Annotated in this window: 24 protein-coding genes; 14 read left to right on the forward strand and 10 right to left on the reverse strand. The window is 67.2% G+C overall.

Features of this window, described 5'->3' with window-relative positions; all coding sequences use genetic code 11:
- Window positions 1–213: 213 nt before the first annotated feature.
- Together ACFOPI_RS05695 and ACFOPI_RS05700 are read left to right on the forward strand one after the other, a co-directional pair.
- Window positions 214–654, forward strand: a complete 441-nt coding sequence (locus ACFOPI_RS05695; protein ID WP_382171957.1) for a cache domain-containing protein — start codon at window positions 214–216, stop codon at window positions 652–654.
- A 95-nt stretch (window positions 655–749) separates the two neighbouring features.
- The gene (locus tag ACFOPI_RS05700; protein ID WP_382171959.1) at window positions 750–2303 is read left to right on the forward strand and encodes a methyl-accepting chemotaxis protein; all 1554 of its coding nucleotides are present in this window, start codon (window positions 750–752) and stop codon (window positions 2301–2303) included.
- Between the two features lie 57 nt (window positions 2304–2360).
- Here ACFOPI_RS05700 and ACFOPI_RS05705 read toward each other — a convergent pair whose 3' ends face one another.
- Window positions 2361–3380, reverse strand: coding sequence for a ZIP family metal transporter (locus ACFOPI_RS05705; RefSeq protein WP_382171962.1), 1020 nt, complete (start codon window positions 3378–3380; stop codon window positions 2361–2363).
- Window positions 3381–3591: 211 nt separating this feature from the next.
- On the opposite strand from ACFOPI_RS05705, the gene ACFOPI_RS05710 reads away from it, so the two are divergent.
- Window positions 3592–4611 (forward strand): sulfate ABC transporter substrate-binding protein, encoded by a 1020-nt coding sequence (locus tag ACFOPI_RS05710; RefSeq protein ID WP_382171964.1) that lies wholly within the window; start codon window positions 3592–3594, stop codon window positions 4609–4611.
- 72 nt (window positions 4612–4683) lie between these two features.
- Here ACFOPI_RS05710 and mmuM read toward each other — a convergent pair whose 3' ends face one another.
- The 4 genes from mmuM to ACFOPI_RS05730 all read right to left on the reverse strand — a co-directional run bounded on the left by mmuM (window position 4684) and on the right by ACFOPI_RS05730 (window position 7931).
- Window positions 4684–5676, reverse strand: coding sequence for a homocysteine S-methyltransferase (mmuM, locus tag ACFOPI_RS05715; RefSeq protein ID WP_382171966.1), 993 nt, complete (start codon window positions 5674–5676; stop codon window positions 4684–4686).
- 22 nt (window positions 5677–5698) lie between these two features.
- Complete coding sequence (locus ACFOPI_RS05720) at window positions 5699–6400, reverse strand: ABC transporter permease subunit (RefSeq protein ID WP_382171968.1); 702 nt, start codon at window positions 6398–6400, stop codon at window positions 5699–5701.
- Entirely contained in the window at window positions 6397–7077 is a 681-nt protein-coding gene (locus ACFOPI_RS05725; RefSeq protein WP_382171971.1) for an ABC transporter permease, read from the reverse strand. Before ACFOPI_RS05725 ends, ACFOPI_RS05720 begins: the two co-directional genes overlap by 4 nt.
- Before the next feature lie 68 nt (window positions 7078–7145).
- Entirely contained in the window at window positions 7146–7931 is a 786-nt protein-coding gene (locus ACFOPI_RS05730) for a transporter substrate-binding domain-containing protein (protein ID WP_382171973.1), read from the reverse strand.
- A gap of 225 nt (window positions 7932–8156) precedes the next feature.
- Here ACFOPI_RS05730 and ACFOPI_RS05735 point away from each other — a divergent pair, with 225 nt between their 5' ends.
- The 6 genes from ACFOPI_RS05735 to ACFOPI_RS05760 all read left to right on the forward strand — a co-directional run bounded on the left by ACFOPI_RS05735 (window position 8157) and on the right by ACFOPI_RS05760 (window position 13483).
- Window positions 8157–8624: an Lrp/AsnC family transcriptional regulator gene (locus tag ACFOPI_RS05735; protein WP_308326508.1), complete on the forward strand. Its 468-nt coding sequence runs from the start codon at window positions 8157–8159 to the stop codon at window positions 8622–8624.
- Between the two features lie 127 nt (window positions 8625–8751).
- Complete coding sequence (locus ACFOPI_RS05740; RefSeq protein ID WP_382171975.1) at window positions 8752–9312, forward strand: RBBP9/YdeN family alpha/beta hydrolase; 561 nt, start codon at window positions 8752–8754, stop codon at window positions 9310–9312.
- A gap of 103 nt (window positions 9313–9415) precedes the next feature.
- Window positions 9416–10414: a sulfate ABC transporter substrate-binding protein gene (locus ACFOPI_RS05745; RefSeq protein WP_382171978.1), complete on the forward strand. Its 999-nt coding sequence runs from the start codon at window positions 9416–9418 to the stop codon at window positions 10412–10414.
- Between the two features lie 151 nt (window positions 10415–10565).
- Window positions 10566–11444 carry a sulfate ABC transporter permease subunit CysT gene (gene cysT / locus ACFOPI_RS05750; protein ID WP_382171980.1) on the forward strand — a complete coding sequence of 293 codons (879 nt, stop codon included), beginning with the start codon at window positions 10566–10568 and terminating at the stop codon, window positions 11442–11444.
- Window positions 11441–12358 (forward strand): sulfate ABC transporter permease subunit CysW, encoded by a 918-nt coding sequence (cysW, locus tag ACFOPI_RS05755; RefSeq protein WP_382171983.1) that lies wholly within the window; start codon window positions 11441–11443, stop codon window positions 12356–12358. The genes cysT and cysW overlap by 4 nt, the downstream gene beginning before the upstream one ends.
- Window positions 12359–12376: 18 nt before the next feature.
- Window positions 12377–13483, forward strand: coding sequence for a sulfate/molybdate ABC transporter ATP-binding protein (locus ACFOPI_RS05760; protein WP_382171986.1), 1107 nt, complete (start codon window positions 12377–12379; stop codon window positions 13481–13483).
- 13 nt (window positions 13484–13496) lie between these two features.
- On the opposite strand, the gene dmeF is transcribed toward ACFOPI_RS05760, so the two are convergent.
- The 3 genes from dmeF to ACFOPI_RS05775 form a co-directional block, all read right to left on the reverse strand.
- Window positions 13497–14486 carry a CDF family Co(II)/Ni(II) efflux transporter DmeF gene (gene dmeF / locus ACFOPI_RS05765; protein WP_382171989.1) on the reverse strand — a complete coding sequence of 330 codons (990 nt, stop codon included), beginning with the start codon at window positions 14484–14486 and terminating at the stop codon, window positions 13497–13499.
- Between the two features lie 58 nt (window positions 14487–14544).
- The gene (locus ACFOPI_RS05770; protein ID WP_382171992.1) at window positions 14545–15396 is read right to left on the reverse strand and encodes a plasmid replication/partition related protein; all 852 of its coding nucleotides are present in this window, start codon (window positions 15394–15396) and stop codon (window positions 14545–14547) included.
- Window positions 15397–15458: 62 nt separating this feature from the next.
- The gene (locus tag ACFOPI_RS05775; RefSeq protein ID WP_382171994.1) at window positions 15459–17081 is read right to left on the reverse strand and encodes a gamma-glutamyltransferase family protein; all 1623 of its coding nucleotides are present in this window, start codon (window positions 17079–17081) and stop codon (window positions 15459–15461) included.
- Between the two features lie 221 nt (window positions 17082–17302).
- Between ACFOPI_RS05775 and ACFOPI_RS05780 the strand changes: the two genes are divergently transcribed.
- The 5 genes from ACFOPI_RS05780 to ACFOPI_RS05800 all read left to right on the forward strand — a co-directional run bounded on the left by ACFOPI_RS05780 (window position 17303) and on the right by ACFOPI_RS05800 (window position 21157).
- A complete protein-coding gene (locus tag ACFOPI_RS05780) occupies window positions 17303–18292 on the forward strand; it encodes an AraC-like ligand-binding domain-containing protein (RefSeq protein ID WP_382171997.1) in 990 nt (329 codons plus the stop codon).
- A 68-nt stretch (window positions 18293–18360) separates the two neighbouring features.
- Window positions 18361–18765, forward strand: coding sequence for a 2,4'-dihydroxyacetophenone dioxygenase family protein (locus ACFOPI_RS05785; protein WP_382171999.1), 405 nt, complete (start codon window positions 18361–18363; stop codon window positions 18763–18765).
- A 91-nt stretch (window positions 18766–18856) separates the two neighbouring features.
- A complete protein-coding gene (locus ACFOPI_RS05790) occupies window positions 18857–19876 on the forward strand; it encodes a thiamine pyrophosphate-dependent dehydrogenase E1 component subunit alpha (RefSeq protein ID WP_382172002.1) in 1020 nt (339 codons plus the stop codon).
- Window positions 19876–20916 (forward strand): alpha-ketoacid dehydrogenase subunit beta, encoded by a 1041-nt coding sequence (locus ACFOPI_RS05795; RefSeq protein ID WP_382172005.1) that lies wholly within the window; start codon window positions 19876–19878, stop codon window positions 20914–20916. Before ACFOPI_RS05790 ends, ACFOPI_RS05795 begins: the two co-directional genes overlap by 1 nt.
- On the forward strand, window positions 20909–21157 hold the full coding sequence (locus ACFOPI_RS05800; protein ID WP_382172007.1) for a biotin/lipoyl-containing protein: 249 nt from the start codon (window positions 20909–20911) through the stop codon (window positions 21155–21157). The genes ACFOPI_RS05795 and ACFOPI_RS05800 overlap by 8 nt, the downstream gene beginning before the upstream one ends.
- Before the next feature lie 45 nt (window positions 21158–21202).
- Here the strand turns inward: ACFOPI_RS05800 and ACFOPI_RS05805 are convergent, their stop codons facing one another.
- Both ACFOPI_RS05805 and ACFOPI_RS05810 read right to left on the reverse strand, forming a co-directional pair.
- Window positions 21203–23707 carry an ABC transporter permease gene (locus ACFOPI_RS05805; protein WP_382172010.1) on the reverse strand — a complete coding sequence of 835 codons (2505 nt, stop codon included), beginning with the start codon at window positions 23705–23707 and terminating at the stop codon, window positions 21203–21205.
- The gene (locus tag ACFOPI_RS05810) at window positions 23691–24434 is read right to left on the reverse strand and encodes an ABC transporter ATP-binding protein (protein WP_382172012.1); all 744 of its coding nucleotides are present in this window, start codon (window positions 24432–24434) and stop codon (window positions 23691–23693) included. The genes ACFOPI_RS05805 and ACFOPI_RS05810 overlap by 17 nt, the downstream gene beginning before the upstream one ends.
- Between the last annotated feature and the right edge of the window lie 14 nt (window positions 24435–24448).

The following is a 24448-nucleotide window of genomic DNA, read 5'->3' on the forward strand; positions in this document are numbered from 1 at the left end:
AGTGGGCAGACATGAGGCAACAGAAGTCTTGCGCCCGGTCAGAGGCCGGATCTGCGAGTGATTCCCCACGCTATTTCCGACTAAAGCTGTTCGCGCTTGGGTCGATAGTTCTGGGACGACCAATGTCGCCGTGAGGCCGCGGTGGCCGCGAGCCCACTACTTTTCTATCCATTCTGGAGCTTACAAATGATTCGTCGCCATGCCTTGTCCGCCGTGTTCACCACCGCCGCTCTCCTCGCGATGGGTTCCCCCGTTCTGGCCGAAGACCGCGGCAGCAAAGATGAAGCCATGCAGATGGTCAATGCGGCTTTCGACCACATGAAAAAGGCTGGGGATGCCAAGGCCCTGGATGACTTCACCAAAGACAAGGCTGCATGGGTCAAGAAAGACCTGTACGTGTTCGTCTTTGATACCAAGGGCACCTTCATCGCCCACGGGGCCAACGACAAGCTGGTGGGTCGCGATATGAGCAACATGAAGGACGCCAACGGCAAGGCCATCTTCCCGGCCATGAAGGAAGTCGTGGCCAAGGGAACGGGCTGGGTGGACTACGACTGGGCCCATCCGCAGACCAAGAAGGTGGAAGGCAAAAGCTCTTACGTACGCCAGACGCCGGACGGCAAGGGTCTGATCGGCGTCGGCATCTATCGCTGAGCTGGCCTTTCAATGCGTGTACCGCGCGCAGGATGGACTGCGGCGGTGCACGCTGTGCATCGCGTTCTTCCAATGCTGTCGTTCTGAAAGACGTCATGAAACTGCTCAACAGGCTCTCTTTGGGTGCCAAGCTTTCACTCGCGCCGCTGGTGGCGATCGCCTCCCTGGTCATCGTGGCCCTGCTGACCACCTGGCTGGGTATGCGCCTGCTGGAGGCGCAGCGCTCGATGAATGAAGTCAACATGCCCAGAATGGAGCGCATCCAGGCATTGGATGGCGCCATCAAGGGGCTTCAGGGGCAGGTCATGCAGACGCTGTCCTGGGAGTCCATCGGGCAGAAGGCTGAACGCATTGCAGAACTCGACAGTCGCATATTGAAAGAGCTGGACCAGTACCGAAAAGAGCTCCAAAGTGTTGCGGATGATCCGGGCATTTCGACGGAACAGCGCACGCAGATGGCGGAGCTGTCCAAGGTGTTCCAGGTTTACGACAAGACTGTTCGTGAGACCCTGGACATCAAGAGCGCAGGGGTGGCCACTGCAGCCAGCTTCGTGTTCACGCTTGATGCCGAGTATGCGAATGCCTCCAAGCTCCTGCGCGACATGGTCACCGCCGAGAAGGCGGGTGTGGCGAACCTGGTGAGCTCCAACCAGGAATCAGCTTTGGGCGGTGCACTGTTCCTGCTGGTCGTGATGGTGGTTGCGGTGTCCGTGTCTGTCTTGCTGTCGTGGGCCACCCATCGTGCAATCGTGCTGCCACTGCGCAAGGCTTCCGACTTCGCACGCACGGTCGCTGAAGGCGATCTGACGAAGTCCATGGAAGTGCCGTCTCGTGATGTGGTGGGCGATCTGGTGCAATCCATGAACGACATGCGCAAGCGTTTGCTTGAACTGGTGTCCAGCGTTCGCGAGTCGGCGGAAAACGTGGCGACTGCCTCGGCAGAAATCGCCAGCGGCAACGCAGACCTTTCGATTCGCACCGAGTCGCAGGCTGCATCCTTGGAGGAAACCTCTGCGTCCATGCAGAACATGGTGGATGCCATTGCGCGCAGCGCTGAAACGGCCAGCAGTGCCGCGCAGTTGTCAGGCTCGGCTCTGAACGTGGCGAACGACGGCGGCTCTGTGGTGGCTCAGGTGGTGGAAACCATGCAGCGAATCACCGACAGCAGCCGCAAGATGGCCGAGATCATCGCGGTGATCGATGGCATCGCCTTCCAGACCAACATCCTTGCGCTCAACGCTGCGGTTGAGGCTGCACGGGCGGGAGAGCAGGGGCGAGGGTTTGCGGTTGTGGCCGGGGAGGTGCGCTCACTGGCGCAACGTTCCGCACAGGCTGCGAAAGAGATCAAGACCCTTATCGACGCATCGGTTGAACGTGTGGACGAAGGGCAGTCGCTGGTTCAGGTGGCAGGCAAGACCATGAGTGAGATCGTGGGGCAGGTCAACCAAGTCAGTCAGTTGATTGCGGAGATCAACACCTCCAGTTCCGCCCAAGCCACGAGTGCTCGGGAAATCAACCAGGCCGTGGTGTCCCTCGACCAGGGTACGCAGCAGAACGCTGCGCTGGTGGAGGAGAGCGCCGCGGCTTCTGAAAGCCTCAAGAGACAGTCCGCCGATCTCATTTCCCTGATGGCGGTTTTTCGTACCTGAGTCTTTGCAGGCACCCTGCCCGCACACGGCAGCGGTGCCAGATGGCTTCGTCGTTGCTCACACCATCGAGTTGAGCAGCATCATGAAGATGAAGCCAGCCATCAGCGTGACCGAGGCCATGCCCTCGAAGCCGTTGCGGTGCGTCTCGGGAATGATCTCGTGGCTGACCACGAACAGCATGGCGCCGGCCGCGACGGCCAGACCCACCGGGTACAAGGCCGGCAGGCTCCCGAGCACGGCAAGGCCAACGACGGCGCCGAAGGGTTCGGCCAGGCCGGTGAGCGCGGCCACAGCCCAGGAACGGCCGGCGCTCTGGCCCAGTGTGCGCAGGGCCATGGCGACGATCAGACCCTCGGGCATGTTCTGCAGGCCGATCGCCAGCGCCACCGAGGCGCCCGTATTCAACGCCTCACTGCCGTCGACCCCCAGCGCGGTGCCTGCATAGGCGGCACCGACGGCCAAGCCCTCCGGGACGTTGTGAATCAGGATGGCCAGCACCATGAGCCAGGCGCGCTGGCCGGTGGTGTGCTCGTCGGACTGCGGCATGGCGTGGCCGGCGGCGGCGGGCGGCAGCACGGCATGTTCGTGCGGGGTGAAGCGGTCGATGGCGAGCATCAGCGTCATGCCCAGGGCAAGTCCCAGGGCGGTGAGGCCAGCGGCGCCGACCGCGCCGACGGCCGTGGAGTCCATGAGCGCCCGACCGGCGTCCAGCGAGGGCAGCAGCAGCGCGAAGAATGCCGCGGCCAGCATGACGCCTGCGGCGAAGGCCATGAAGGCCGCTTCCTGTCGCTTGCCCAGTCGCTCGACCATGAACACGGGCAATGCGCCCACCGCGGTGGCCAGCGCTGCGATCAGCGACGCCTGTACGCCGGCTGTCATGCCGCTGCTGGCGCCGGTGGCGTCCCACCAGTGGCGGGTGGGGGCCCAGAAGGTGCTGCCCGCAGCCAGCCCGGCCATGACAAGCAGGCCCACACCCAGGGCCATCAAGGCATGACGCAAAGCATGCGGCGGTGCTGGCAGTTCCAGCTGCTGCATCTGCAACCAGACAGGGCGGACTTGGCGGATCAGGGCGGTCATGGAAGCTCCTCAGCGGGGCAATCGGGGAAGGCTTGAATTTTGTTAAAAACTATCAATTCTGGCCATTTGATTGTCCGAATCGGCGCCATAGACAACGACAGACGGTTTGCTCAGTTGATTTGGTAATAAATAACTGAAAACGTATTCGTTCCAGTTTTGAGAGCCGGCTTTCATGATCCGTTCCGTTGATCACCCATTCCGGAGCAAAACCATGACCACCCGCCGCCAGTTCGCCACCTCCCTCATCGCCGTCGCCGCGCTGACCGCCGCCAGCGGCGCCGCCTGGGCCCAGCCCGCGCCCGTGACCCTGCTCAACGTGTCCTACGACCCGACGCGCGAGCTGTACGTGGAGTTCAACGCCGCCTTCGCCAAGGCCTGGAAGGCCAAGACCGGCCAGGACGTGACCATCAAGCAGAGCCACGGTGGCTCGGGTAAGCAGGCCCGTTCCATCATCGACGGCCTGGACGCCGACGTGGCCACCCTGGCACTGGCCGGTGACACCGACGCGCTCAACGCCAATGGCGGCTGGATTCCGAAGGACTGGCAGAAGCGCCTGCCGCACAACAGCACGCCCTACGCCTCGACCATCATCCTGGCGGTGCGCCAGGGCAACCCCAAGGGCATCAAGGACTGGGACGACCTGGTCCGCCCCGACGTGAAGGTCATCACCCCCAACCCGAAGACCTCGGGCGGCGCCCGCTGGAACTACCTGGCCGCCTGGGAATTTGCCAAGCGCAAGTTCGGCAGCGACGCCAAGGCCAAGGAATTCGTCGCCAAGCTCTACGGCAACGTCCCGGTGCTCGACACGGGCGCCCGTGGCTCCACCATCACCTTCGCACAGCGCAACCAGGGCGACGTGCTGATCGCCTGGGAGAACGAGGCCTACCTGCTGGAGAAGGAGTTCAACACCAAGTTCGACGTGGTGTACCCCTCGCTCTCCATCCTGGCCGAGCCAGCGGTGACCGTGGTCGACAAGAACGTGGACAAGAAAGGCACGCGCGCCGTGGCCACCGCCTACCTGGAGTACCTGTACACCGAAGAAGGCCAGGACATCATCGGCAAGCACTTCTACCGCCCGGTGATCTCGGCCAAGGCACAGGCCAAGTACGGCAAGCAGTTCCCCAAGCTCAACCTGTTCAGGATCGACGAGGCCTTTGGTGGCTGGGAGAAGGCGGCCAAGGAGCACTTTGCCGACGGTGCGTCGTTCGACCAGATCTACACCAAGAAGTAAGGCGCCCGCTGGTTCGCTGTCACACACATCAGGGGGTTCCTCATGCCTGCTCTGGTGGAGCAGGCCCGCGGCTCAGGTCGCTGCCGGCTTGAGGGCTCCCTCCGCTTCGGCCGCTTGCCGCAGGGCGCGGATGTCGTCCGGCCCGGTGCGGCAGCAGCCGCCGATGAGGCGGGCACCGCGGTTGTGCCAGCGCATGGCCTGGGCGGCAAAGTCGTGGGCCTGGCCGTCGCCTTGCCACACCTTGCCCACCGCGTCGTAGTGTTCGCCGGAGTTGGGGTACACCACGATGGGTTTGCTCGTGCGCGCACGGGCACGCTCCACCAGCGAGGGCACGAACTCCGGCGCGGTGCAGTTCAGTCCCACCGCTGCCACCTGGGGCACGCTGTCCAGCGCGGCCACGCAGTCCGCCAGCGGTTCGCCCTGGCTGTTGTGTTCGCCGTCGCGGCACGAAAAGCTGATCCAGGCCTGCACCTCCGGGAACTCGGGCAGCAGGTCCGCAATGGCCAGGGCTTCGGCCAGGCAGGGCAGGGTTTCGCAGGCCAGCAGGTCCGCTCCGGCGTGGGCCAGCACCTGCAACCGGGGCCGGTGAAACGCGGCCAGGGCTTCGCGGGACACACCTTCATAGCCGCGATACTCCGAGCCGTCTGCCAGCATGGCGCCGTAGGGCCCCACCGATGCGGCCACCAGGGGTTTGCGCCGGCCAGTACGGTTGATCGGTTCTGACCAGAAGGCGTCGCGGGCTTCGCAGGCCAGCTGGACCGAGCGGCGCATCAGGTCCGCCGCCTGTTCGTGGCCGAGGCCACGCCGTGCGAACGCTTCAAAGGTGGCCTGGTAGCTGGCGGTGGTGGCCACGTCGGCACCCGCGAGAAAGTAGTCCAGATGCACCTGCCGGATCAGGTCGGGCTGCTCGATCAGCAGCTTGGCCGACCACAGCGGGTCCTTGAGGTCGGCACCGCGCCGCTCCAGTTCGGTGGCCAGTGCGCCGTCGAGCACGAAAAGGCCTTGGTCGGCCAGGGCTTGCTGCAAGGGGTGGGTGTGCGTGTTCATGTGGATGTCGGAGTTCATGGGGAGCCTCTGGGCGGGCGGTCTAACGTCGGCCGGCGGGGCCGAAGCGTCTTTCAATGAGCCGCACCGCCAGCACGATCAGCAGGGTGATGGCGCCGTACACCACGCCGGCCATGACCAGGGCGTCGGTGGTGTAGGCCGCCGTGGACAGGCGACGGGCCACGCCGGTGAGGTCCAGCACGGTGATGGTGCTGACCAGGGCGGTGGCCTTGAGCTGGGCGATCACCTCGTTGCCCAGGGCGGGGGTGGCGATGCGCCAGGCCGCCGGTAGCACGATTCGCCGGTTGACCTGGTGGACACTCATGCCCAGGGCCAATGCGGCTTCTTTCTCGCCGATGGGCACCGCCAGGATGCCGGCGCGCAGGTCCTCGGCCATGTAGGCCGCCAGGTTCAGGCTCAGCGCCAGCAGACCGCAATGGAACGCGTCTTCCAGCAGCCACCAGGCGGGTGAGTTGCGCACCGCCTCGAACTGGCTGACGCCGTAGTACAGGATGAAGAGCTGCACCAGCAGCGGCGTGCCGCGAAACGCGGCGCTGTAGCCGCGCGAGAGCCGGGCCAGCCACGCATGGCCCGAGGTGGCCGCCAGTGCCAGGGGCACCGCCAGCAGGAAGGCCAGCACCACCGAACCTGTCAGCAGTTGCACGGTGGTGACCAGGCCTTCCCAGACCTCCAGGGCGCTGTCGGCGGGCAGGCCCAGCCAGGATTCCAGTGCTTCGAGGTTCATGCAGCCCTCGGTCCGAAGCCCGCACCCGCCCGCCGTTCCAGCCAGTGCTGGACGGGTTGGGACGCGTGGAGAAAGACGAAGTACACCGCCGCGGCCGCCACCAGGAACACAAAGGGTTGGTGGGTGGCCTGTCCGGCCATGTTGGCTTTCTTGAGCAGGTCTTCCAGCCCGACCACGGACACCAGCGAGGTGTCTTTCAACAGCGACTGCCACAGGTTGCCCAGGCTGGGCAGGGCAATCCGCCAGGCCTGCGGCAGGCGCACGGCAAAGAAGATCTGCACGGGCCGCAGGCCCAGGGCCTGCGCCGCTTCGATCTGGCCCTTGGGGATGGCCGCGAAACTGCCACGGAACACCTCGGCGGCGTAGGCGGAAAACACGATGGCCAGTGCAAACACACCGGCTGCGAACGGGCTGAGGTCGATGGCACCGTCGAAGTGGGTGTTGATCAGGTTGGACAGCCCGAAGTAGCAGACCAGCACGATCAGAAACTCGGGGATGCCGCGCAGCACGGCGGTCCACAGCATCACCCCTCGGCGCAGCCAGGCCAGCCGGCTCAGGCTGCCCGCCGCCAGCAGCAGGCCGAGCAGCATGCCCAGCGCCAGCGAACAGACGGCCAGCTGCACGGTGATCCAGGCACCCTGCAGCAACTGACCGGCGTACGGCCACAAGTCATCCATGCGTTCACATCCGGAAAAGAAAAAACCAGGTCATCGCAACCGATGGCCTGGCCTGGACACCTGACCGCTTACTTGGCAGTCGGCGCGATGCTGAAGGGGAACACCTTCTTGTTTTCGGCGGCGAAGCTGCCATCGCTCAGCACCTGCTTGATCGCGCCGTTCAGGCGCGTGCGCAGCGGGTCGCCCTTGCGCACGGCGATGCCGGTGCCTTCACCGAAGATGGCCAGGTCGCTCAGCGGCTTGCCGACCAGCGCAAAGCCTTTGGCCTTGCCGGTCTTCTCCAGCCATTCGTGGGCCACCGTGGTGTCCGTCAGTGCGGCCTGCACCCGTCCGGCTTCGAGGTCCAGCCAGATCGGGTCCTGCGACGGGTACGACTTGGTCGCGATGCCCGACGAGCCCTTGGGCAGGCGCTTCTTGAGGTAGGTTTCGTGGGTGGACCCGCTGTACACGCCCACGGTCTTGCCCTTGAGCGTGGCCGGATCGTCGGAGATGCCCGAACCTGCCTTGGCCACGTACTGCACAGGGGCCAGCGTGAACAGGTCGGTGAAGTCCACTTCCTTCTTGCGCTCGTCGGTGATCGACATCTGGGCCACCACCGCGTCGATCTTCTTCGCCTTCAGGGCGGGGATCAGGGCGTCGAAGTCGATCGTCACGAATTCGCACTTGGCCTGGATGTGCTTGCACATGATTTTGGCCAGCTCGATCTCCATGCCCTTGAGCTCACCCTTGGCATCGCGGTACTCGAAGGGAGCGTAGTCCGACAGCGTCCCGATGCGGACCACGTCCTGCGCATGCGCGAAACCACTGACCGACACCACGCCAGCGACCAACCAACTCAACAGCGAACGACTCATCTTTTAATCTCCAGAGGAAAGCACATCGAACACCCGACAGAACAGCACCGCCAGCGTCCCGGTGTGCGGGGCAAACTGCTTTTTTCAGCGCAAAAAGCTTGGGAAGTATCTGTGCCCGCAATGCGGTGTGGCGGCAAAAACGCCGCGCACGGTGCGGCCAGGCGGCGAATCGGGTGGCGGTGCTGCGCGGCAGCGGCACGCAGATGCTGTGCCTAGAATCGCCGCATGGACAGCGACCTGGATGTTTTCGACCGCAAGATTCTGGACCTGGTCCAGAAAGATTGCCAACTCAATGCCGAGGTGATCGCCGAGGCGGTGGGTCTGTCTGCATCGGCCGTCCAGCGCCGCCTGCGGCGCATGCGCCAGGACAAGACCATCAGCGCCGAGGTGGCGGTGGTGGACCCGCAGGCGGTGGGCAACACCATGCACTTCCTGGCGGGGCTGGAGATCAAGGACAACTACGAGGCCCTGCCACGCATTCGCCAGTGGTCCCTGGGTGAGCCGGCGGTGCAGCAGGTCTACTACGTGACGGGCAGCTTCGACATCATGATGGTGGTGGTGGCCAGCGACGTGAAGGCCTACGACGCCTTGTCGGCGCGGCTGATGGCCCACATCCCCCAGGTGGTGCGCATGACCACCCACGTCGTGATCGACACCATGAAACAAAGCCTGTTCGTGCCGGTCTCCTCCTGAGTCAGCGCGTGCACCCTGGCAAATCCGCTCTGCGCAGGGGCGGTCTAGGCGGTCATAGACGCAAAACGCATAAGCAAACTACGACTCAGTCGTTTGTGTTTGGATGCGTGCTGACCAGAATCGCCGCATGTCTTCTCCCACCGTTGTCATCGTTCCCGGCTGGCGCAACTCGGGTCCTGGCCACTGGCAAAGCCTCTGGGCCACCCGGTTGCCCAAGGTCCTGCGGGTCGAACAGGACGACTGGCTCAGCCCGCTCCGGCGGCCCTGGGTGCACCAGCTGTCGCGCGCCATCGAGCAGGCGCCCGGCGATGTGGTGATCGCCGCGCACAGCCTGGGCTGCATCGCCACCACCCACCTGCCCGACGCCGTCAAGGCACGCATCCGTGCGGCACTGCTGGTGGCGCCGGCCGACCCCGAGCGGCGCGGCGTGCTGGCCGATTTCGCACCCGTGCCCTACCAGCGACTGCCGTTCCCCAGCATCGTCGTGGCCAGCAGCAACGACCCCTACTGCCCGGTCCGGCTGGCGGGCGCCTATGCCCGCGCCTGGGGCAGCGAGTTCATGCGCCTGAACGACGCAGGCCACATCAATGTGGAGTCCGGGCACGGGGAGTGGCCGCTGGGCCTGGCCTTGCTGCAGGCGCTGGGGGCGGAGATCACGCCGTCGCAACCGCTCCCGCTGGCGGCCTGAGCTTTATTCGATATTCGAATAAGAAAACAAAAACAAAGTCGTTTGATTTAGAACGACACGGTTTCAGAATGCCATGCATTCCTTCTATCGGAGCCCGATTTCCATGAAAAACACCTTCAAGCTCGCCCTCGGCGCCATCGCTTTCGCCGCCGCCTCCGCCGCTTCCGCCCAGACCACGCTGCTCAACGTCTCCTACGACGTGGCGCGCGAGTTCTACAAGGACCTGAACACGGCCTTCGTCGCCCACTACAAGAAGACCACCGGCAAGGACATCAAGGTCGACCAGTCGCACGCCGGGTCGAGTGCCCAGGCGCGCGCCGTGGCCGATGGCCTGGACGCCGACGTGGTGACCATGAACACCACCACCGACGTGGACTTCCTGGCCGAGAAGGGCGTGGTCGCCAAGGACTGGCGCCAGAAATTCCCGAACAACGCCGCGCCCACCACGTCCACCATGCTGTTCCTGGTGCGCCAGGGCAACCCCAAGGGCATCAAGGACTGGGACGACCTGATCAAGCCCGGCGTGCAGGTGGTGGTGGTCAATCCGAAGACCGGTGGCAACGGCCGCATGGCCTACCTGGCCGCCTGGGGCCAGGTGCGCGCCAAGGGCGGCACCGACGCGCAGGCCGCCGAGTTCGTGAGCAAGCTCTACAAGAACGTGCCGGTGCTGGCGCGTGGCGGGCGTGATGCCACCGGCATCTTCCTGCAGCGCAACATTGGCGATGTGCTGGTGACCTTCGAGTCCGAGGTGGTGTCGGTGGACAACGAGTTCGGCAAGGGTCGGGTTGACGCGATCCACCCCAGTGCGTCCATCGTGGCCGAGAACCCGGTCGCCATCGTCGAGCGCACCGTGGCCAAGAAGGGCACGGCCGCCGACGCCAAGGCCTACCTGGACTTCCTCTATTCGCCCGAAGGCCAGGAGATCGCCGCGAAGCACAACATCCGTCCGCGCAACGACGCCGTCCTGACGAAGTACGCCAGCGCCTTCAAGCCCATCAAGTTCTTCACCGTCGAGCAGTACTTCGGTTCGCTGGGCGAGGCGCAAAAGGTGCACTTCAACGACGGCGGCCAGTTCGACAAGCTGTACACCGCGGGTAAATAAGGACACCCCCCTGCGCCGCTGACGCGGCTTCCCCCCGCTCTGGCGCGCCTGCGGCGCTGGGCAGGGGGACGGTGCGAGTGGCCCGGCGAAGCCGGTTCCACCGCACCCCTGTTCAAAGACACGTCACTCGTTCCGATTTGGGCTCCTTCCCATGACCACTGCCACGCTTTCCGCCGGGACGGCTCCTTCTTCCGGTCCTCGCCGCAGCGCGCGCGTGCTGCCGGGCTTCAACCTCACGCTGGGCATCACGGTGCTCTACCTGAGCCTGATCGTGCTGATCCCGCTTTCGGCGCTGGTGTTCAAGACCTTCACCCTGACCTGGCCGCAGTTCTGGGAGGCGGTCACCTCGCCGCGCGTGCTGGCGTCCTACCGCCTGACCTTCGGCGCCTCGTTCATCGCAGCCTGTGTCAACGTGGTGTTCGGCCTGCTGGTGGCGTGGGTGCTGGTGCGCTACCCGTTCCCGGGCAAGAAGATCGTGGACGCGCTGGTGGACCTGCCGTTCGCGCTGCCCACCGCCGTGGCCGGCATTTCGCTCACCGCGCTGCTGGCCGGCAACGGCTGGATCGGTTCGCTGCTGGAGCCGCACGGCATCCAGCTCGCCTTCAACCCCAACGGCGTGGTGATCGCGCTGATCTTCATCGGACTGCCTTTCGTGGTGCGCACGGTGCAGCCGGTGCTCGAAGACGCCGAGAAGGAGCTGGAAGAGGCCGCCACCTGCCTGGGCGCCACGCGCTGGCAGACCTTCAGCCGCGTCATCTTCCCGAGCATCGCGCCCGCGCTGCTGACCGGCTTTGCCATGGCCTTCGCCCGCGCCGTGGGTGAGTACGGCTCGGTCATCTTCATCGCCGGCAACATGCCCATGGTCTCCGAGATCACGCCGCTGATCATCATCGGCAAGCTGGAGCAGTACGACTACGCCGGTGCCACTGCGGTGGCCACGGTGATGCTGGTGATCTCCTTCATCCTGCTGCTGGTCATCAACGGATTGCAAGGCTGGCAGCGCAAGCGTTCGGCGGGGAATTCGCAATGAGCCAGAACAACGTCAGAACCGCCCAGCGCGGCACCACCGAGGCGCCCTGGGTCCGCTGGACGCTGACCGGCATCGCGCTGGTGTTCATGTTCCTGTTCCTGGTGCTGCCGCTGGCGGCCGTGTTCACCGAAGCCCTTCGCAAGGGCTGGGACGCCTACTGGGAAGCGCTCAAGGAACCCGATGCTTGGGCGGCGATCCGCCTGACGCTGATCACCGCCGCCGTGGCCGTGCCGCTGAACCTGGCGTTCGGCATTGCCGCGGCCTGGGCGATTGCCAAGTACGAGTTCAAGGGCAAGTCCTTCCTGACCACGCTGATCGACCTGCCGTTCTCGGTCTCGCCTGTGGTGGCGGGCCTGATCTATGTGCTGGTCTTCGGCGCGCAGGGCTGGCTCGGCCCCTGGCTGATGGCGCACGACATCAAGATCGTGTTCGCCGTGCCCGGCATCATCCTCGCCACCCTCTTCGTGACCTTCCCCTTCATCGCGCGCGAGCTGATCCCGCTGATGCAGTCCCAGGGCAACGACGAAGAACAGGCCGCCATCGTTCTGGGCGCCACCGGCTGGCAGACCTTCTGGCGCGTGACCCTGCCCAACATCAAGTGGGGCCTGATCTACGGCGTGATCCTGTGCAACGCGCGCGCCATGGGCGAGTTCGGCGCGGTGAGCGTGGTCTCGGGCCACATCCGTGGCCAGACCAACACCATGCCGCTGCACATCGAGGTGCTCTACAACGAGTACCAGTCCGTCGCGGCGTTCGCCGTCGCCTCGCTGCTGGCCCTGCTGGCCCTGGTCACGCTGGTGATCAAGAGCGTGGTGGAGTGGCGCCACGAACGCGAGCTGAAGGCGTCTGCCGAACTGCCGCCCGAGAACCCGAATGCACGGCCCGCGCCGGCCCCCGTGGCCACCGCCGCCTGACCCGAACGAGGAAAGACCATGAGCATCCAGATCCGCGACGTCAACAAGCACTTCGGCAGCTTCCATGCGCTGAAGAACGTCCACCTCGACATCGATTCCGGCGAGCTGCTGGCCCTGCTGGGCCCCTCGGGCTGCGGCAAGACCACGCTGCTGCGCATCATTGCCGGCCTGGAAACGCCGGACACCGGCAGCATCCACTTCAGCGGCGAAGACACCACCGACGTGCACGTGCGCGAGCGCAACGTGGGCTTTGTCTTCCAGCACTACGCGCTGTTCCGCCACATGACGGTGTTCGAGAACGTGGCCTTCGGCCTGCGCGTCAAGCCGCGCGGCCAGCGGCCCAGCGAAGCCCAGATCAAGCAGAAGGTGACGGACCTGCTCAAGCTGGTGCAGCTGGACTGGATTGCCGACCGCTACCCCTCGCAGCTCTCGGGCGGCCAGCGCCAGCGCATCGCCCTGGCGCGTGCGCTCGCGGTTGAACCCAAGGTGCTGCTGCTGGACGAGCCCTTCGGCGCGCTGGACGCGAAGGTGCGCAAAGAGTTGAGAAGGTGGCTGCGCCGCCTGCACGACGAGCTGCACGTCACCTCCATCTTTGTCACGCACGACCAGGAAGAGGCGCTGGAAGTGGCCGATCGCGTGGTGCTGATGAACCAGGGCGTGGTCGAGCAGGTCGGTTCGCCGCAGGACGTGTGGGACCACCCGGCCAGCCCGTTTGTGTATGGCTTCCTGGGCGACGTGAACCTGTTCCACGGCCGCGCGCACGAAGGTCTGCTGCACCTGGACGGTGTCGCGATCCAGACGCCCGAACACGCCGGTGCCCAGAACGCCCAGGCCTTCGCCTACGTGCGCCCGCACGACCTGGACGTGCACCGCTACCAGGCCGGTGGCGAGGTCGATGCCGCGGGACGCCCGCAGGGCATCGTCGCGCGCCTGGACCGCGCCATCGTCGTCGGCCCCATCGCCCGCTTGGAGCTGATGCCCGTGGACGCGGCACCGCGCGAAGGCCACGACCCGCTGATCGAGGCCCAGATCCCGGCGCAGCAGTTCCGCGAGCTCGGCTTCCAGGAAGGCGAGACGCTGGTGGTGTCGCCGCGCAAGGCGCGCGTGTTCCTGCAGCCGGCCTGAGCGCGGCGCGGCCTCAGCCGCGCTGCAGCTCGACGGTGACGTGCACGATCTCTTCGTGCACCGACAGCCACTGGCGCACGGCGTCGGCGGTCAGCGCCGGGTCGTTGGTGACCAGGGTCAGCGCGCAGGCCCAGGCGCCGCGGCCCACGCGCCAGACGTGCAGGTCGGTCAGGCGCAGGCCGTGGGCGGCCTGGTGCTCGTCGATCACCTCGCGGATCTCGCCCACCACCGGGTGGTCCATTTCGCGGTCCAGCAGCACCTTGCCGGTCTCGGCGATCAGGCCCTTGGCCCACAGCGCCACCAGTACCGCGCCCGCGATGCCCATCACCGGGTCCAGCCAGCTCCACCCCAGCCACCAGCCGCCTGCCAGCGCCAGGATGGCCAGCACTGAGGTGGCGGCGTCGGCGATCACGTGCAGGTAGGCCGCACGCAGGTTCAGGTCTTCGTGGTGGCCCGGGCCGTCGTGGTCATGCCCGTGGTGCTCGTGATGGCTGTGCGCGTGACCGTGATCGTGACCATGGTCATGGCCATGGTGCGCACCGCCGAGGATGAAGGCACTGGCCAGATTCACCACCAGCCCCAGCACGCCGACCGCCATGGCTTCGACGTAGCGGATCGGCTGCGGGTCCAGCAGGCGCTCGATCGAGCCCACCACCATCAGCACCGCCACGCCCAGCAGGAACAGCGCACTCGAAAAACCGGCCAGCACCTCGATCTTCCAGGTGCCGAAGGCGAAGCGCGGGTCGGCCGCGAGGCGCCGCGCCATGGCGTAGGCCAGGGCCGAGAGGCCGATGGCCACCGCGTGCGAGCTCATGTGCCAGCCGTCGGCCAGCAGGGCCATGGAGTTGAACCACCAGCCGGCCGTGATCTCCACCACCATGGTCACCAGCGTCAGCCACATCACCAGCCGCGTGCCGCGTTCGGCGGCGGGGTTGCCGCTGTCGAAGGCGTGGCCGTGCGAGCAGTGGGGCGGGCGGGTGGCGGGTGTGGGCAGGGTGTTCATGGGCGGTCGTGCGGGCGGTCCCGCGATTGTCCCGCACGCGCCCCGCGCGGCGGCCGGGTCAGACCAGCTGTGCGCTGAGCATCTGCACCTGCTGGCGCAGCTCGGCGTTCTCCGCTTCGAGCTGCGCGATGCGCTGGCGCAGGGTGCTCACCTCGTCGCTGGCGGGCGAGGCTTCGGATGCAGCGTTGCCGGCGTTCTCGGCACTCTCTTCACGCGGCTTGCGGCGCGATTCGCGCACGCGCTTGGCGGCCTGCTTCAGCTCGTCCTTGCCGGCGGCCGCGGCGGCGCGCTGTTCCTCTTCCGGCAGGGTGGCGACGACGGCGGCGGCGTTGAGCGAGATGTCACCGGCCCGCACAGCGGCCACCACCTCGGGCGCGGCCTGCTTCTGGATCTTCTCGATCATGCCGACCTGCGATGCACTCAGGCGGGCGGCGCGCGCGATGTCCTCGCGGCTCTGCAGGGGCTTGGGTTCGAGCACCGCGGCCAGTGCGGCGGCGGGCGCCTCACCTTCCCAGGGGGCGTCGCCCGTCGGCGCTTCGGGCACCGGCGCGGTGGTCTTGTCCGCCTCGGCTTTGGCGCGCGAGCGCCGCTCGGCCACGATCTCGCGCTTGCGCAGCGCCAGCACGCCGCGCTGGAAGTCCGACAGGCTGCGCCGCCCCAGGTGCTGGTCGATCATCCACAGGTGCACGTCCTCCATCGACTGGAAGCGCGGGTTCTGCACGGTCTGGAACGGTAGGCCATGCTTGGTGCAGATGCCGTAGCGGTTGTGGCCGTCCACCAGGATGTCGCCCCACAGCACCAGCGCGTCGCGGCACCCTTCGGCCAGCAGGCTTCGCTCCAGCGCGTCGTGCTCGTCAGGGGTCAGCGGCTCGATGTAGGCCTTGAGTTCTTCCAGGACGACGATGTTCACGGTGCGCGCTCCCTCGGGCAAAAGGGCGCGATTGTAGAGAAGCGCCGAAGCTGTCTGTCGCCTCAGAACCCCACGGCCGCACCATCCCGCCGCGGGTCGCTCGCGGCCACATAGCCTTCGCTGCCCGGGTCGCCCAGGCGCCAGATGAACTGGCCGGCGCCGAAGTCCTGGTAGGGGTCGTCGATCAGGCGGGTCTGGTGGCCCAGATCTTTCAGGCCTTGCACCGTGGCCGGGTCCATGGCCGATTCGACGTTGATGTGCAGGCCTGCGTCGAAGCGCCAGCGCGGAGCGTCGCAGGCCGCCTGCAGGCTCTGACCGTGGTCCAGCAGGCGCACCAGGGTCTGCATGTGGCCCTGCGGCTGCATGTTGGCGCCCATCACGCCGTAGCTCATCAGCGGTTGCCCGTCTTTCGTGAGGAAGGCCGGGATGATGGTGTGGAAAGGCCGCTTGCCCGGCGCCACCAGGTTGGCGGTGTTGCGGCCGGGGCCGGTGCCGAGGTTGAAGCCGTGGCCGCGGTTCTGCAGGCTGATGCCGAAGGTGGGTTCCACCGCACCCGAGCCGAAGCCCATGTAGTTGCTCTGGATGAAGCTGACCATCATCCCGCGCTCGTCGGCGGCGGTCAGGTAGACCGTGCCGCCCTTGGCCGGGTTGCCGGCGCCGAAGTCCTGCGCCCGCTTCATGTCGATCAGCGCCGCGCGTTGCTTCAGGTAGGCCGGGTCCAGCATCTGCGCGGCCGTCACGTCCATCGCGCCGGGTTCGGCGACGAAGCGGTACACGTCGGCGAAGGCCAGCTTCATGGCTTCGATCTGCAGGTGCTGCGCCGCCACGCTGTCGACCTTCATGGCAGCGAGATCGAAGTTGGAGAGGATGCCCAGCGCGATCAGCGCAGCGATCCCCTGGCCGTTGGGTGGGATCTCGTGCAGCGTGTAACCCCGGTAGTCCTGCGCAATGGGCGTCACCCATTCGGGTCGGTAGGCGGCGAGGTCGGCCTCGGTCAGCGAACCGCCGTGTTCCGTCGCGAAGCGGGCCAGGGCCTGCGCGATGGGTCCACGGTAGAAGGCATCGCCCTTCGACTCTGCAATGGCGCGCAACCCACGCGCCGCTGCCGGAAAGCGGAACAGCTCGCCCACCTGCGGCGCGCGGCCCCAGGGCAGGAATGCCTCGGCAAACCCTGGCAGCGATTGCAGCTCGGGCGTGGCCGCGGCCCACTTCTGCTGCACCACCACCGGCACCGCATAACCGCGCTCGGCCAGTTCAATCGCCGGCTGCATCAGGTCGGCGAACGGCAGCTTTCCGAATCGCTCGCTCAGCGCCACCCAGCCGGCCACCGCGCCGGGCACGGTGACCGAATCCAGTCCGCGCTTGGGCGGCGTGAGCGCATCGGTGCCGTGCTTGCGGTGGAAGTAGTCCGGCGTCCAGGCCATGGGCGCGGGGCCGCTGGCGTTCAGGCCGTGCAGCTGCTGGCCGTCCCAGAGGATGCAGAACGCGTCCGAACCCAGGCCGTTGCTCACGGGTTCGGTGATGGTCAGCGCCGCGGCAGCGGCAATGGCCGCGTCCACCGCGTTGCCGCCTTGCAGCAGCATGCGCAGCCCGGCCTGCGCGGCCAGCGGGTGCGAGGTGCTGACGACGTTGCGCGCGAACAGCGGCAGGCGGGTGCTGGCGTAGGGGTTGGTGAACGTGGTCATGCGCAGGTTCCGAGAGCAGATCGGTCATTGTGCCGTCGGCGCACGGAGAGCGGCGGGCTGGTCGCTCACCCTCATGACGTGGAAAGGGGCGTTCACTCGTGCACCAGCGCATGTTCGCGACCGCACCAGTCCGGCCTGTTCAGGTCACGGGGTGACGTGCTACGCTGATGCGTCCCAAAAAAATAGGCTTGTGCCCACAACAGGAGACCAGCATGGCACCCGTGAGCGAGCACTGGAGCACGGTCGATCTGCCCCCTGCGGCGCAGTTTGGCGCTTGGCGCGAGGTCATTGTGGACGCGCATCTGGCTTGGGATATCCCGGGCATTCGCTGCGAGAGTTTTCCGGCCTACATGCGCCAGCTCCGTGTCGGGGAACTTCGAATCACCGACTGCACCGCCAGCGCCCGGGTGAAGGGCTCACGCCGCGCCCCGCAGATTGCCCGAGACGACAACACCTACCTGAATGTCGTGATGGTTGCAGAAGGCAGCGAACGGCTGAGCTTCGGCCCGAACGGCAGCAGCGACATTGAATTGCAGGCTGGCATGTTCACGCTCTGGGACAGCACCCAGCCGATGGCATTTGCCACGAGTGACCGTCTGCGACAACTGTCCTTGATCGTGCCAGAGGCGCAGTTGCTGAGGCGAATTCCGAGGGTGCGCGATCTGGTCGGTCGTCCCATCGACGGTCACCAAGGAGCCGCAGGGCTCTTCGTCGATCATCTGATGGCGCTGGTCCATCGGCTGCCTCAGGTGACGCCCAGCGCCAGGCCAACCGTTCTGGACAGCGCGCTGGACCTGCTGGCCGTGTGCCTCGGCCAGCATCCGGCCTTGCCAGCGCCGAGCTTGCGCCTGATGTTGCAGGAGCGTGTGCGGGCCTACATCGAAGAACACCTGACGGATGCTGCACTGGATGTGGCGTCGATCGCCGGCCACTTTCGAATGACCGAGCGCAATGTGCACAAGCTGTTTGAAGGCAGCGGCGAGACGGTCTGTGGCCACATCCGCGCGCGTCGGCTGGCGATGTGCCGGCGCGACCTCGAAAGCCCCTTGCTGGCGGCACGGCAGGTGACCGAGATTGCCGGCCACTGGGGCTTTGACGACCCCAGCCAGTTCAGCAAGTGTTTCCGTGCGGCGTTCGGCATGAGCGCCAGCGAGTGCCGCCGGCAGGCACTCTCGCTGGCGCAGGAACACCAAACGTCGGTCAGTCCTTGACAAGACAGCGTGGCGTCCGCCACGCATCATGGCGTCTCCCATACCCATAACACGGAGACACCATGGACATGAACATCCCCACCACCAACCCTAACGCCGAAGTGCTGCTGCGCGCCAGCGAAAAGCCTTGGGTGGAATTTGGCCCCGGCATCGATTTCAAAACCTTGCGCACCAGTTCCGAGACCGGGGTCTGGACCGTGCTGTTCCGCTGCGCCAAGGGCTCGGCGTTTCCGGCGCACAGGCACTACGGTGCGGGCGAGTACCTGATGATCAAAGGCCGCATGGACTACCGCATGGGCGTCGCCGAGGCCGGGGACTATGGCTATGAGCCGCTGGGTGCGCTGCATGAGCTGACCAGCTTTGTGGAGGACAGCGAACTGCTGTTCACCAACCATGGTCCGGTGGTGTTCCTCGACGAAGACGGCGGCACGAAGATGATCCTCGACCACCAGTTCTTCGCCGACAGGGCCTGAGCCCGTCTCCACCCGCAAGCGTCCCGGCTTCGCTCGCCTCAGCGCAGCCTGTCCCGACAACCGCCCGCCTGTGGCGGGCACGGAGAAGCCCATGTCCCCCACCCCCGACCAGCTGCGCTGGATGTACGCGCGAATGGTGGAAATCCGCCATTACGAGGAAACCATGGCCCAGGTCTACCTGGAAGGCAAGTTGCCGCCGAAGATTCAGAAAGGCCTCGCGTTCGACATCGGCAGCGGCCCGGTACCGGGCGAAATGCATCTGGCCGCCGGGCAGGAGCCGGTGGCCGTCGGGGTGTGTGCGCACCTGGACGATGGCGACACGGTGGTCGGTGCGCATCGGCCTCACCACTTTGCGATCGCGAAGGGCGTGCCCCTTCCTGAAATGACGGCCGAGATGTTCGGCAAAGTCACAGGGCTCTCGCGCGGCAAGGGCGGACACATGCACCTTTTCGATCCGCCCAGGCGCTTCAGTTGTTCCGGCATCGTGGCGGCGGGCGCGCCGCAGGCCTGTGGCGCCGCGCTGGCCTACCGGCAGCGTGGCAGTGATCGGGTGGCCGTGGCGTTCTTCGGTGAGGGTGCAGCCAACCAGGGCGCATTCCACGAAGCGCTGAATCTGGCGGCGCTGTGGAAGCTGCCGGTGCTGTTCGTGATCGAAGACAACCGCTGGGGCATTTCGGTGGCCAAGGCCGACTCGACCGCCGTGCCGTTCAACCATGTGCGCGCCGCCGGCTACGGGATGCCCGGGGTGCTGGTCGAGCGCAACGACCCGGTGGCGGTGTTCGAGGCCGCCGGGGGTGCGGTGGCGCGCGCCCGCCAAGGCGGCGGGCCGACGCTGATCGAGGTGGTCACCGACCGTCTCTTCGGGCACTTCCAGGGCGATCCTGAAACCTATCGACCCAAGGACGAGGTGGCCTCGCTGCGGGCGCAGGACCCGATTCCCGCGCTGGCGGCGCGCCTGAAGCAGGATGGCCTGCTGGACGACGCAGCGGAGGCCGCATTGACCGCCGACATTCACGCCCGGGTGGCCGCGGCCTTCCGGTTTGCGCGCGACAGCGCTGAACCCGAGGCCGCAGAGGCCCTGACGCATGTGTTTGCCGAGGAGGCACTGTGATGACCGAACGCAAATTGACCATGGCTGCGGCCATTTCCGAAGCCATCGCTGAGGCGATGGCCGCCGACGAACGGGTTTTCGTGATGGGCGAGGATGTGGGTCGCTACGGCGGCATATTCGGCGCGACCTCCGGGTTGTTCGATCGGTTCGGCGCCGACAGGGTGCGCGACACGCCGATATCCGAGACGGCCTTCATCGGTGCGGCCCTGGGGGCAGCCGCTGAAGGGCAGCGGCCCATCGTCGAGCTGATGTTCGCCGACTTCTTCGGGGTGTGTTTCGACCAGATCTACAACCACCTGGCCAAGAACCACTACATGTCAGGGGGGCAGGTGAAGTTGCCTGTCGTGCTGACCACCGCCATCGGTGGCGGCTACAACGATGCGGCCCAGCATTCGCAATGCTTGTACGCCAGCTTCGGGCATGTGCCAGGGCTGAAAGTGGTGGTGCCCAGCAACGCCTATGACGCCAAGGGCCTGATGGCGCAGGCCATTGCCGACGACAACCCGGTGGTCTTCATGTTTCACAAAGGCCTGATGGGGCTGCCCTGGATGTCCTATTTCGAAGGCGCCACCGTGGCCGTGCCGGAGACGCCGTATCGCATCCCGTTGGGCCGTGCCCGCACAGTTCGCCAAGGTCGCGACCTGAGCCTGGTGACGATCAGCCAGATGGTGCACAAGGCCGAGATCGCGGCGGCCCGGCTGGCGGACGAGGGCATTGATGTGGAGGTGATCGATCTGCGAACCGTGGTCCCTCTGGACCGGGAGGCGGTGATCGCCTCGGTGGCGCGCACGGGGCGCTTGCTCGTGGCCGACGAGGACTACCGCAGCCACGGGCTCAGTGGTGAGGTGATGGCGGTGGTGGGCGAGGCCTTGGGGCGCGTGAAGCTGCGGGCGCCGATGCGGCGCGTGGCCGTTCCGGATGTGCCCATTCCCTACAGCCGGGTGCTCGAACAGGCCGTGATTCCACAGGTGGCTGATCTGGTGGCCGCCGCCAGGGCCGTGCTGGCGGCAGACTTCGAAAGGCAGTACGCCCATGGTTGAGCTGCGACTGGATCCGGTGGCCTTTGATTCACTGGATGACGACGCCGAGGCGTTGTTGTCAAGCTGGGATGTGCAGCCCGGTCAGAGCGTGACCGTGGGACAGGAGGTCGGCGTGGCCGAACTCGTCAAAGCCAGCGTTCCCATCGTGGCGCCGGTGGCGGGACGCATCGCAGCGCTGCGCGTTCCCGCCGGTGCGAGCTTCGGGCGCGACGCCGTTCTCGCCCTGCTGGAGCCTGACTGATCCAACTCCGCCAGCGCCGACTTCCTGCAGACCCGTGAACCCCTCTCAACCCCCGCTGCGCAGCAGCATGGCGGGGTTCAGGCGCATCTGCGCCAGCAGGTAGCGCGCGCCCAGCCCCAAGCTCATCGCGCTCACACCCGCCGCGGTCAGCAGCCCGCTCCAGTACAGGCCGGCCGGGCTCATGTCCAGCCGCCACTGCAGCAGCGCGGTGGCCAGCGCGCTGCCGGCCAGCAGGGCGAAGCCGGCGGTCACGGCGGCCAGCAGCACGTATTCCCACACCAGCACGCGCCGCAGCAGCGAATGCCGCGCGCCCAGCGCGTGCATCACCGTGGAGTCGTAGAGCTGGCGGCTGCGGCTGGCGGCCACCACGCTGGCCAGCACCAGCAGGCTCGCGGCCAGGCACACGCCCGCCACCACCGCCAGCCCGCCGGTGGCGCGGCCCATGAGCGCGCGGGTCTCGCGCAACATGGACTCGGTGCGCGCGGTGGCGATGTTGGGCGCCGCCGCCGCGAGCCGGTCCTGAGCGTCCAGCGTCTGGTCGGTCGGCATCCAGGCCGCGCCCACGTGGCGGGTGATGAAGGGGTCCAGCACGCCGTCGCTGAAGATGGCTTCGAGCCACAGGCGCGACTGCATGCGCCGCTGGCTGTAGATGGCACTTAGCGTCGCCTCCACCGGCTGGCCCATGATCTCGAAGCGCAGCCGGTCGCCCACCTGCAGGCCCAGCCCGTCGGCTTCGTTGTCTTCCATCGCCACCAGCGGTTCGCCCCGGTGGTCTTCTGGCCACCACGCGCCACGGTCGATCACCACGTCGTCGAAGTTGCCGCTGCGGTCGCTCAGCTTGTGTTCGTCGTGCGATTCGCGGGCGCGTTCGCCATCGCCACTTTCGCGCAGCGCCTCGCCGTTCACAGCCACCAGCCGGCCCAGCACCAGCGGCGCGGTCTTCACCGCTTCCAGACCGGGTGAGGCCTGCAACGTCTCGCGCAGCAGCGGGAGCTGGTCGGTCTGCACGTCGAAGAACACCAGGGCCGGTGCCTGCTCGGGCACGGTCTGATTCACCGTGCGCAGCAGCGTGGCCACCACCAGGGTGCAGGCCACCAGCAGCGTCAGCGCCGAGCCCAGCGAGAGCAGGGCGGTGCGCAGCGGCGAATGCGGCTGCTGCAGTCCGGCCAGCGCCAGTTGCAGCGGCAAGGGCAGCGCCCGGTGGTGCTGCAGGCGCGCGGCCACGCGGCGCACGCCGCGTGTGGCGAGGTCGAGCACGCCCAGCAGCGCGGCCGTGGTCAGCACGAAGGCGAGGCCAAAACGCGGGTCCGGCAGGGTGGCCACCAACAGCGCCAGCGTGGCGCCGGCCACGGCGGCGGTGAGCCAGCGTGCGCGGCGCGGCGTGTGCAGCGCCTGCCCCTCCACGCCGCGAAACAGCGCGGCCGGGCTGACCGACAAGGCCCGCCCCAGCGCCGGCAGCGAAAACGCCAGCGCCGTCAACACCCCGAACACCAGCGCCAGCAGCGCGGGCGGCCACAGGCTGTGCAGCAGCAGCGTCACCGGCAGCTTGTCGGCCGCCAGCTGCGCGCCGGCCAGCGCCAGGCCCATGCCCAGCAGCGCGCCCGCCGCGCTCGCCAGCACCGCCAGCAGCCCGATCTGCAGCAACACAAACGCAGCCAGCCGGCCGTCGCGCAGACCCAGCGCGCGCAGCGTGGCGAGGCTGGTCAGCTTGCCCTGCAGGTAGGCCTGCACGCTGTTGAACACGCCCAAGCCGCCGATGAACAGCGCCGAGAAACCGATCAGCAGCAGGCCCGAGCCGATCTGGCCCAGCACCTCGGCCATGCGGTCGCTGCGCTCGTCGAAGCTGCGCGTCTCGGCGTCCAGCGTGGGGAAGGCGGCGATGAATTGGTCGCGCCACGCGTTGGCCGGCTCGGTGGTGCGCACGCGGTACTGGTATTCGACGCGGCTGAGCGGCTGCACCAGGCCGGTGGCCATGAGCGCGCCCTCGGCCACCAGCACCGGCGCCGCGCCCCAGTCGGCGCGCAGGCTGCGGTCGGGCTGGCGAATGGTGAGCGCGCGCACCGTCAATGTCAGGTCACCGACCTCGATGCGGTCACCGGGCTTCAGGCCCAGGCGCGTGGCCAGCGCGGCATCGACCGCCGCGCCCCACTGGCCGTCCCGTTGCGCCAGGGTGTCGGCCAGCGTGCCCGCCGGCTGCAGCGCCACCGCGCCATACAGCGGGTAGGCGGCGTCGGCGCTCAGCAGCTCGATCAGCTGCGCGCGGCCGCTCTCCAGACGCAGCATGGTGCGCAGCTCGATCACGCGCGAGACGGTGCCGCGCGCCTGCATCCAGGCCAGCGCATCGGCCGGCAGCGGCTGGGGCGATTCGACCTCCACGTCGCCGCCAAAGATCAGCCGCGCGTCGTGGCGCAGCGCGTCGGCCACCTGGCGGTACAGGCCGCCGCCCGCGGCCACCAGCGACACGCCCAGCACCAGACAGGCGACAAAGATCCACAGGCGCCGGCCGCTGGCGCGCAGGTCGCGCCAGGCCAGGTCAAGCAGAAAGGGCATCGCTCGCCTCCGGCTGGCGGGTGGTCGGTGCTTCGCGCCCCTCCAGCGTTTCATGCAGCTGACCGTCGTGCAGGCGCAGCACGCGGTCGCAGCGGGCGGCGAAATCCAGGTCGTGCGTCACCAGCACCAGGGTCGTGCCCAGCTCGCGGTTGAGGCTGAAGATCAGCTCGCGCACCGATTCGGCCGTCTGGTCGTCCAGGTTGCCGGTGGGCTCGTCGGCCAGCAGCAGGCGCGGGCGGTGAACCAGCGCCCGCGCAATCGCCACGCGCTGCTGCTCGCCACCCGAGAGTTGCGATGGCCGGTGGTGCAGCCGGTCCCCCAGGCCCACCCGCTGCAGCATCTCCGCCGCCGCCTCGCGCGCGCCGCTGGCCCCCGCCATCTGCAGCGGCAGGGCGGCGTTGTCCAGCGCGCTCAGGCTGGGCAGCAGGTGAAAGCTCTGAAAGATGATGCCCACCCGCTCGCGCCGCAGGTCGGCCAGGCCGTCGCTGCTCAGGCTGCCCAGGTCGGTGCCGTCGATGCGGATGCGCCCCGCGCCGGGCCGCTCCAGACCCGACAGAAGGAGCAGCAGCGAGGTCTTGCCCGACCCCGAAGGCCCGGCAATGGCCACGCTCGTGCCCGCCGCGACGCGCAGGCTCACATCGCGCAGCACCTGCACCTGGCGGGTGCCGATGGTGTATTGCATGGACAGGCCATGGGCCTCGATCAGGTGGGGGTGGCTGTGGGGCATGGGCGGTGTGAGGG

Origin of the sequence: Hydrogenophaga luteola (assembly GCF_042648585.1) — a bacterium.
In the GTDB taxonomy this organism is placed as follows: Bacteria; Pseudomonadota; Gammaproteobacteria; order Burkholderiales; family Burkholderiaceae_C; genus Hydrogenophaga; species Hydrogenophaga luteola.

What these genes read in the sequence shown, in the direction of transcription:
- ACFOPI_RS05785 (WP_382171999.1), top strand. Translation starts at nt 18,361, where the DNA reads ATGAACATCCCCACCACCAACCCTAACGCCGAAGTGCTGCTGCGCGCC.
- ACFOPI_RS05700 (WP_382171959.1), top strand. Translation starts at nt 750, where the DNA reads ATGAAACTGCTCAACAGGCTCTCTTTGGGTGCCAAGCTTTCACTCGCG.
- ACFOPI_RS05795 (WP_382172005.1), top strand. Translation starts at nt 19,876, where the DNA reads ATGACCGAACGCAAATTGACCATGGCTGCGGCCATTTCCGAAGCCATC.
- ACFOPI_RS05745 (WP_382171978.1), top strand. Translation starts at nt 9,416, where the DNA reads ATGAAAAACACCTTCAAGCTCGCCCTCGGCGCCATCGCTTTCGCCGCC.
- ACFOPI_RS05720 (WP_382171968.1), bottom strand. Translation starts at nt 6,400, where the DNA reads ATGAACCTCGAAGCACTGGAATCCTGGCTGGGCCTGCCCGCCGACAGC.
- cysW (WP_382171983.1), top strand. Translation starts at nt 11,441, where the DNA reads ATGAGCCAGAACAACGTCAGAACCGCCCAGCGCGGCACCACCGAGGCG.
- ACFOPI_RS05710 (WP_382171964.1), top strand. Translation starts at nt 3,592, where the DNA reads ATGACCACCCGCCGCCAGTTCGCCACCTCCCTCATCGCCGTCGCCGCG.
- ACFOPI_RS05800 (WP_382172007.1), top strand. Translation starts at nt 20,909, where the DNA reads ATGGTTGAGCTGCGACTGGATCCGGTGGCCTTTGATTCACTGGATGAC.
- ACFOPI_RS05725 (WP_382171971.1), bottom strand. Translation starts at nt 7,077, where the DNA reads ATGGATGACTTGTGGCCGTACGCCGGTCAGTTGCTGCAGGGTGCCTGG.
- ACFOPI_RS05730 (WP_382171973.1), bottom strand. Translation starts at nt 7,931, where the DNA reads ATGAGTCGTTCGCTGTTGAGTTGGTTGGTCGCTGGCGTGGTGTCGGTC.
- ACFOPI_RS05775 (WP_382171994.1), bottom strand. Translation starts at nt 17,081, where the DNA reads ATGACCACGTTCACCAACCCCTACGCCAGCACCCGCCTGCCGCTGTTC.
- ACFOPI_RS05740 (WP_382171975.1), top strand. Translation starts at nt 8,752, where the DNA reads ATGTCTTCTCCCACCGTTGTCATCGTTCCCGGCTGGCGCAACTCGGGT.
- cysT (WP_382171980.1), top strand. Translation starts at nt 10,566, where the DNA reads ATGACCACTGCCACGCTTTCCGCCGGGACGGCTCCTTCTTCCGGTCCT.
- ACFOPI_RS05705 (WP_382171962.1), bottom strand. Translation starts at nt 3,380, where the DNA reads ATGACCGCCCTGATCCGCCAAGTCCGCCCTGTCTGGTTGCAGATGCAG.
- ACFOPI_RS05735 (WP_308326508.1), top strand. Translation starts at nt 8,157, where the DNA reads ATGGACAGCGACCTGGATGTTTTCGACCGCAAGATTCTGGACCTGGTC.
- ACFOPI_RS05805 (WP_382172010.1), bottom strand. Translation starts at nt 23,707, where the DNA reads ATGCCCTTTCTGCTTGACCTGGCCTGGCGCGACCTGCGCGCCAGCGGC.
- mmuM (WP_382171966.1), bottom strand. Translation starts at nt 5,676, where the DNA reads ATGAACTCCGACATCCACATGAACACGCACACCCACCCCTTGCAGCAA.
- ACFOPI_RS05790 (WP_382172002.1), top strand. Translation starts at nt 18,857, where the DNA reads ATGTCCCCCACCCCCGACCAGCTGCGCTGGATGTACGCGCGAATGGTG.
- dmeF (WP_382171989.1), bottom strand. Translation starts at nt 14,486, where the DNA reads ATGAACACCCTGCCCACACCCGCCACCCGCCCGCCCCACTGCTCGCAC.
- ACFOPI_RS05760 (WP_382171986.1), top strand. Translation starts at nt 12,377, where the DNA reads ATGAGCATCCAGATCCGCGACGTCAACAAGCACTTCGGCAGCTTCCAT.
- ACFOPI_RS05810 (WP_382172012.1), bottom strand. Translation starts at nt 24,434, where the DNA reads ATGCCCCACAGCCACCCCCACCTGATCGAGGCCCATGGCCTGTCCATG.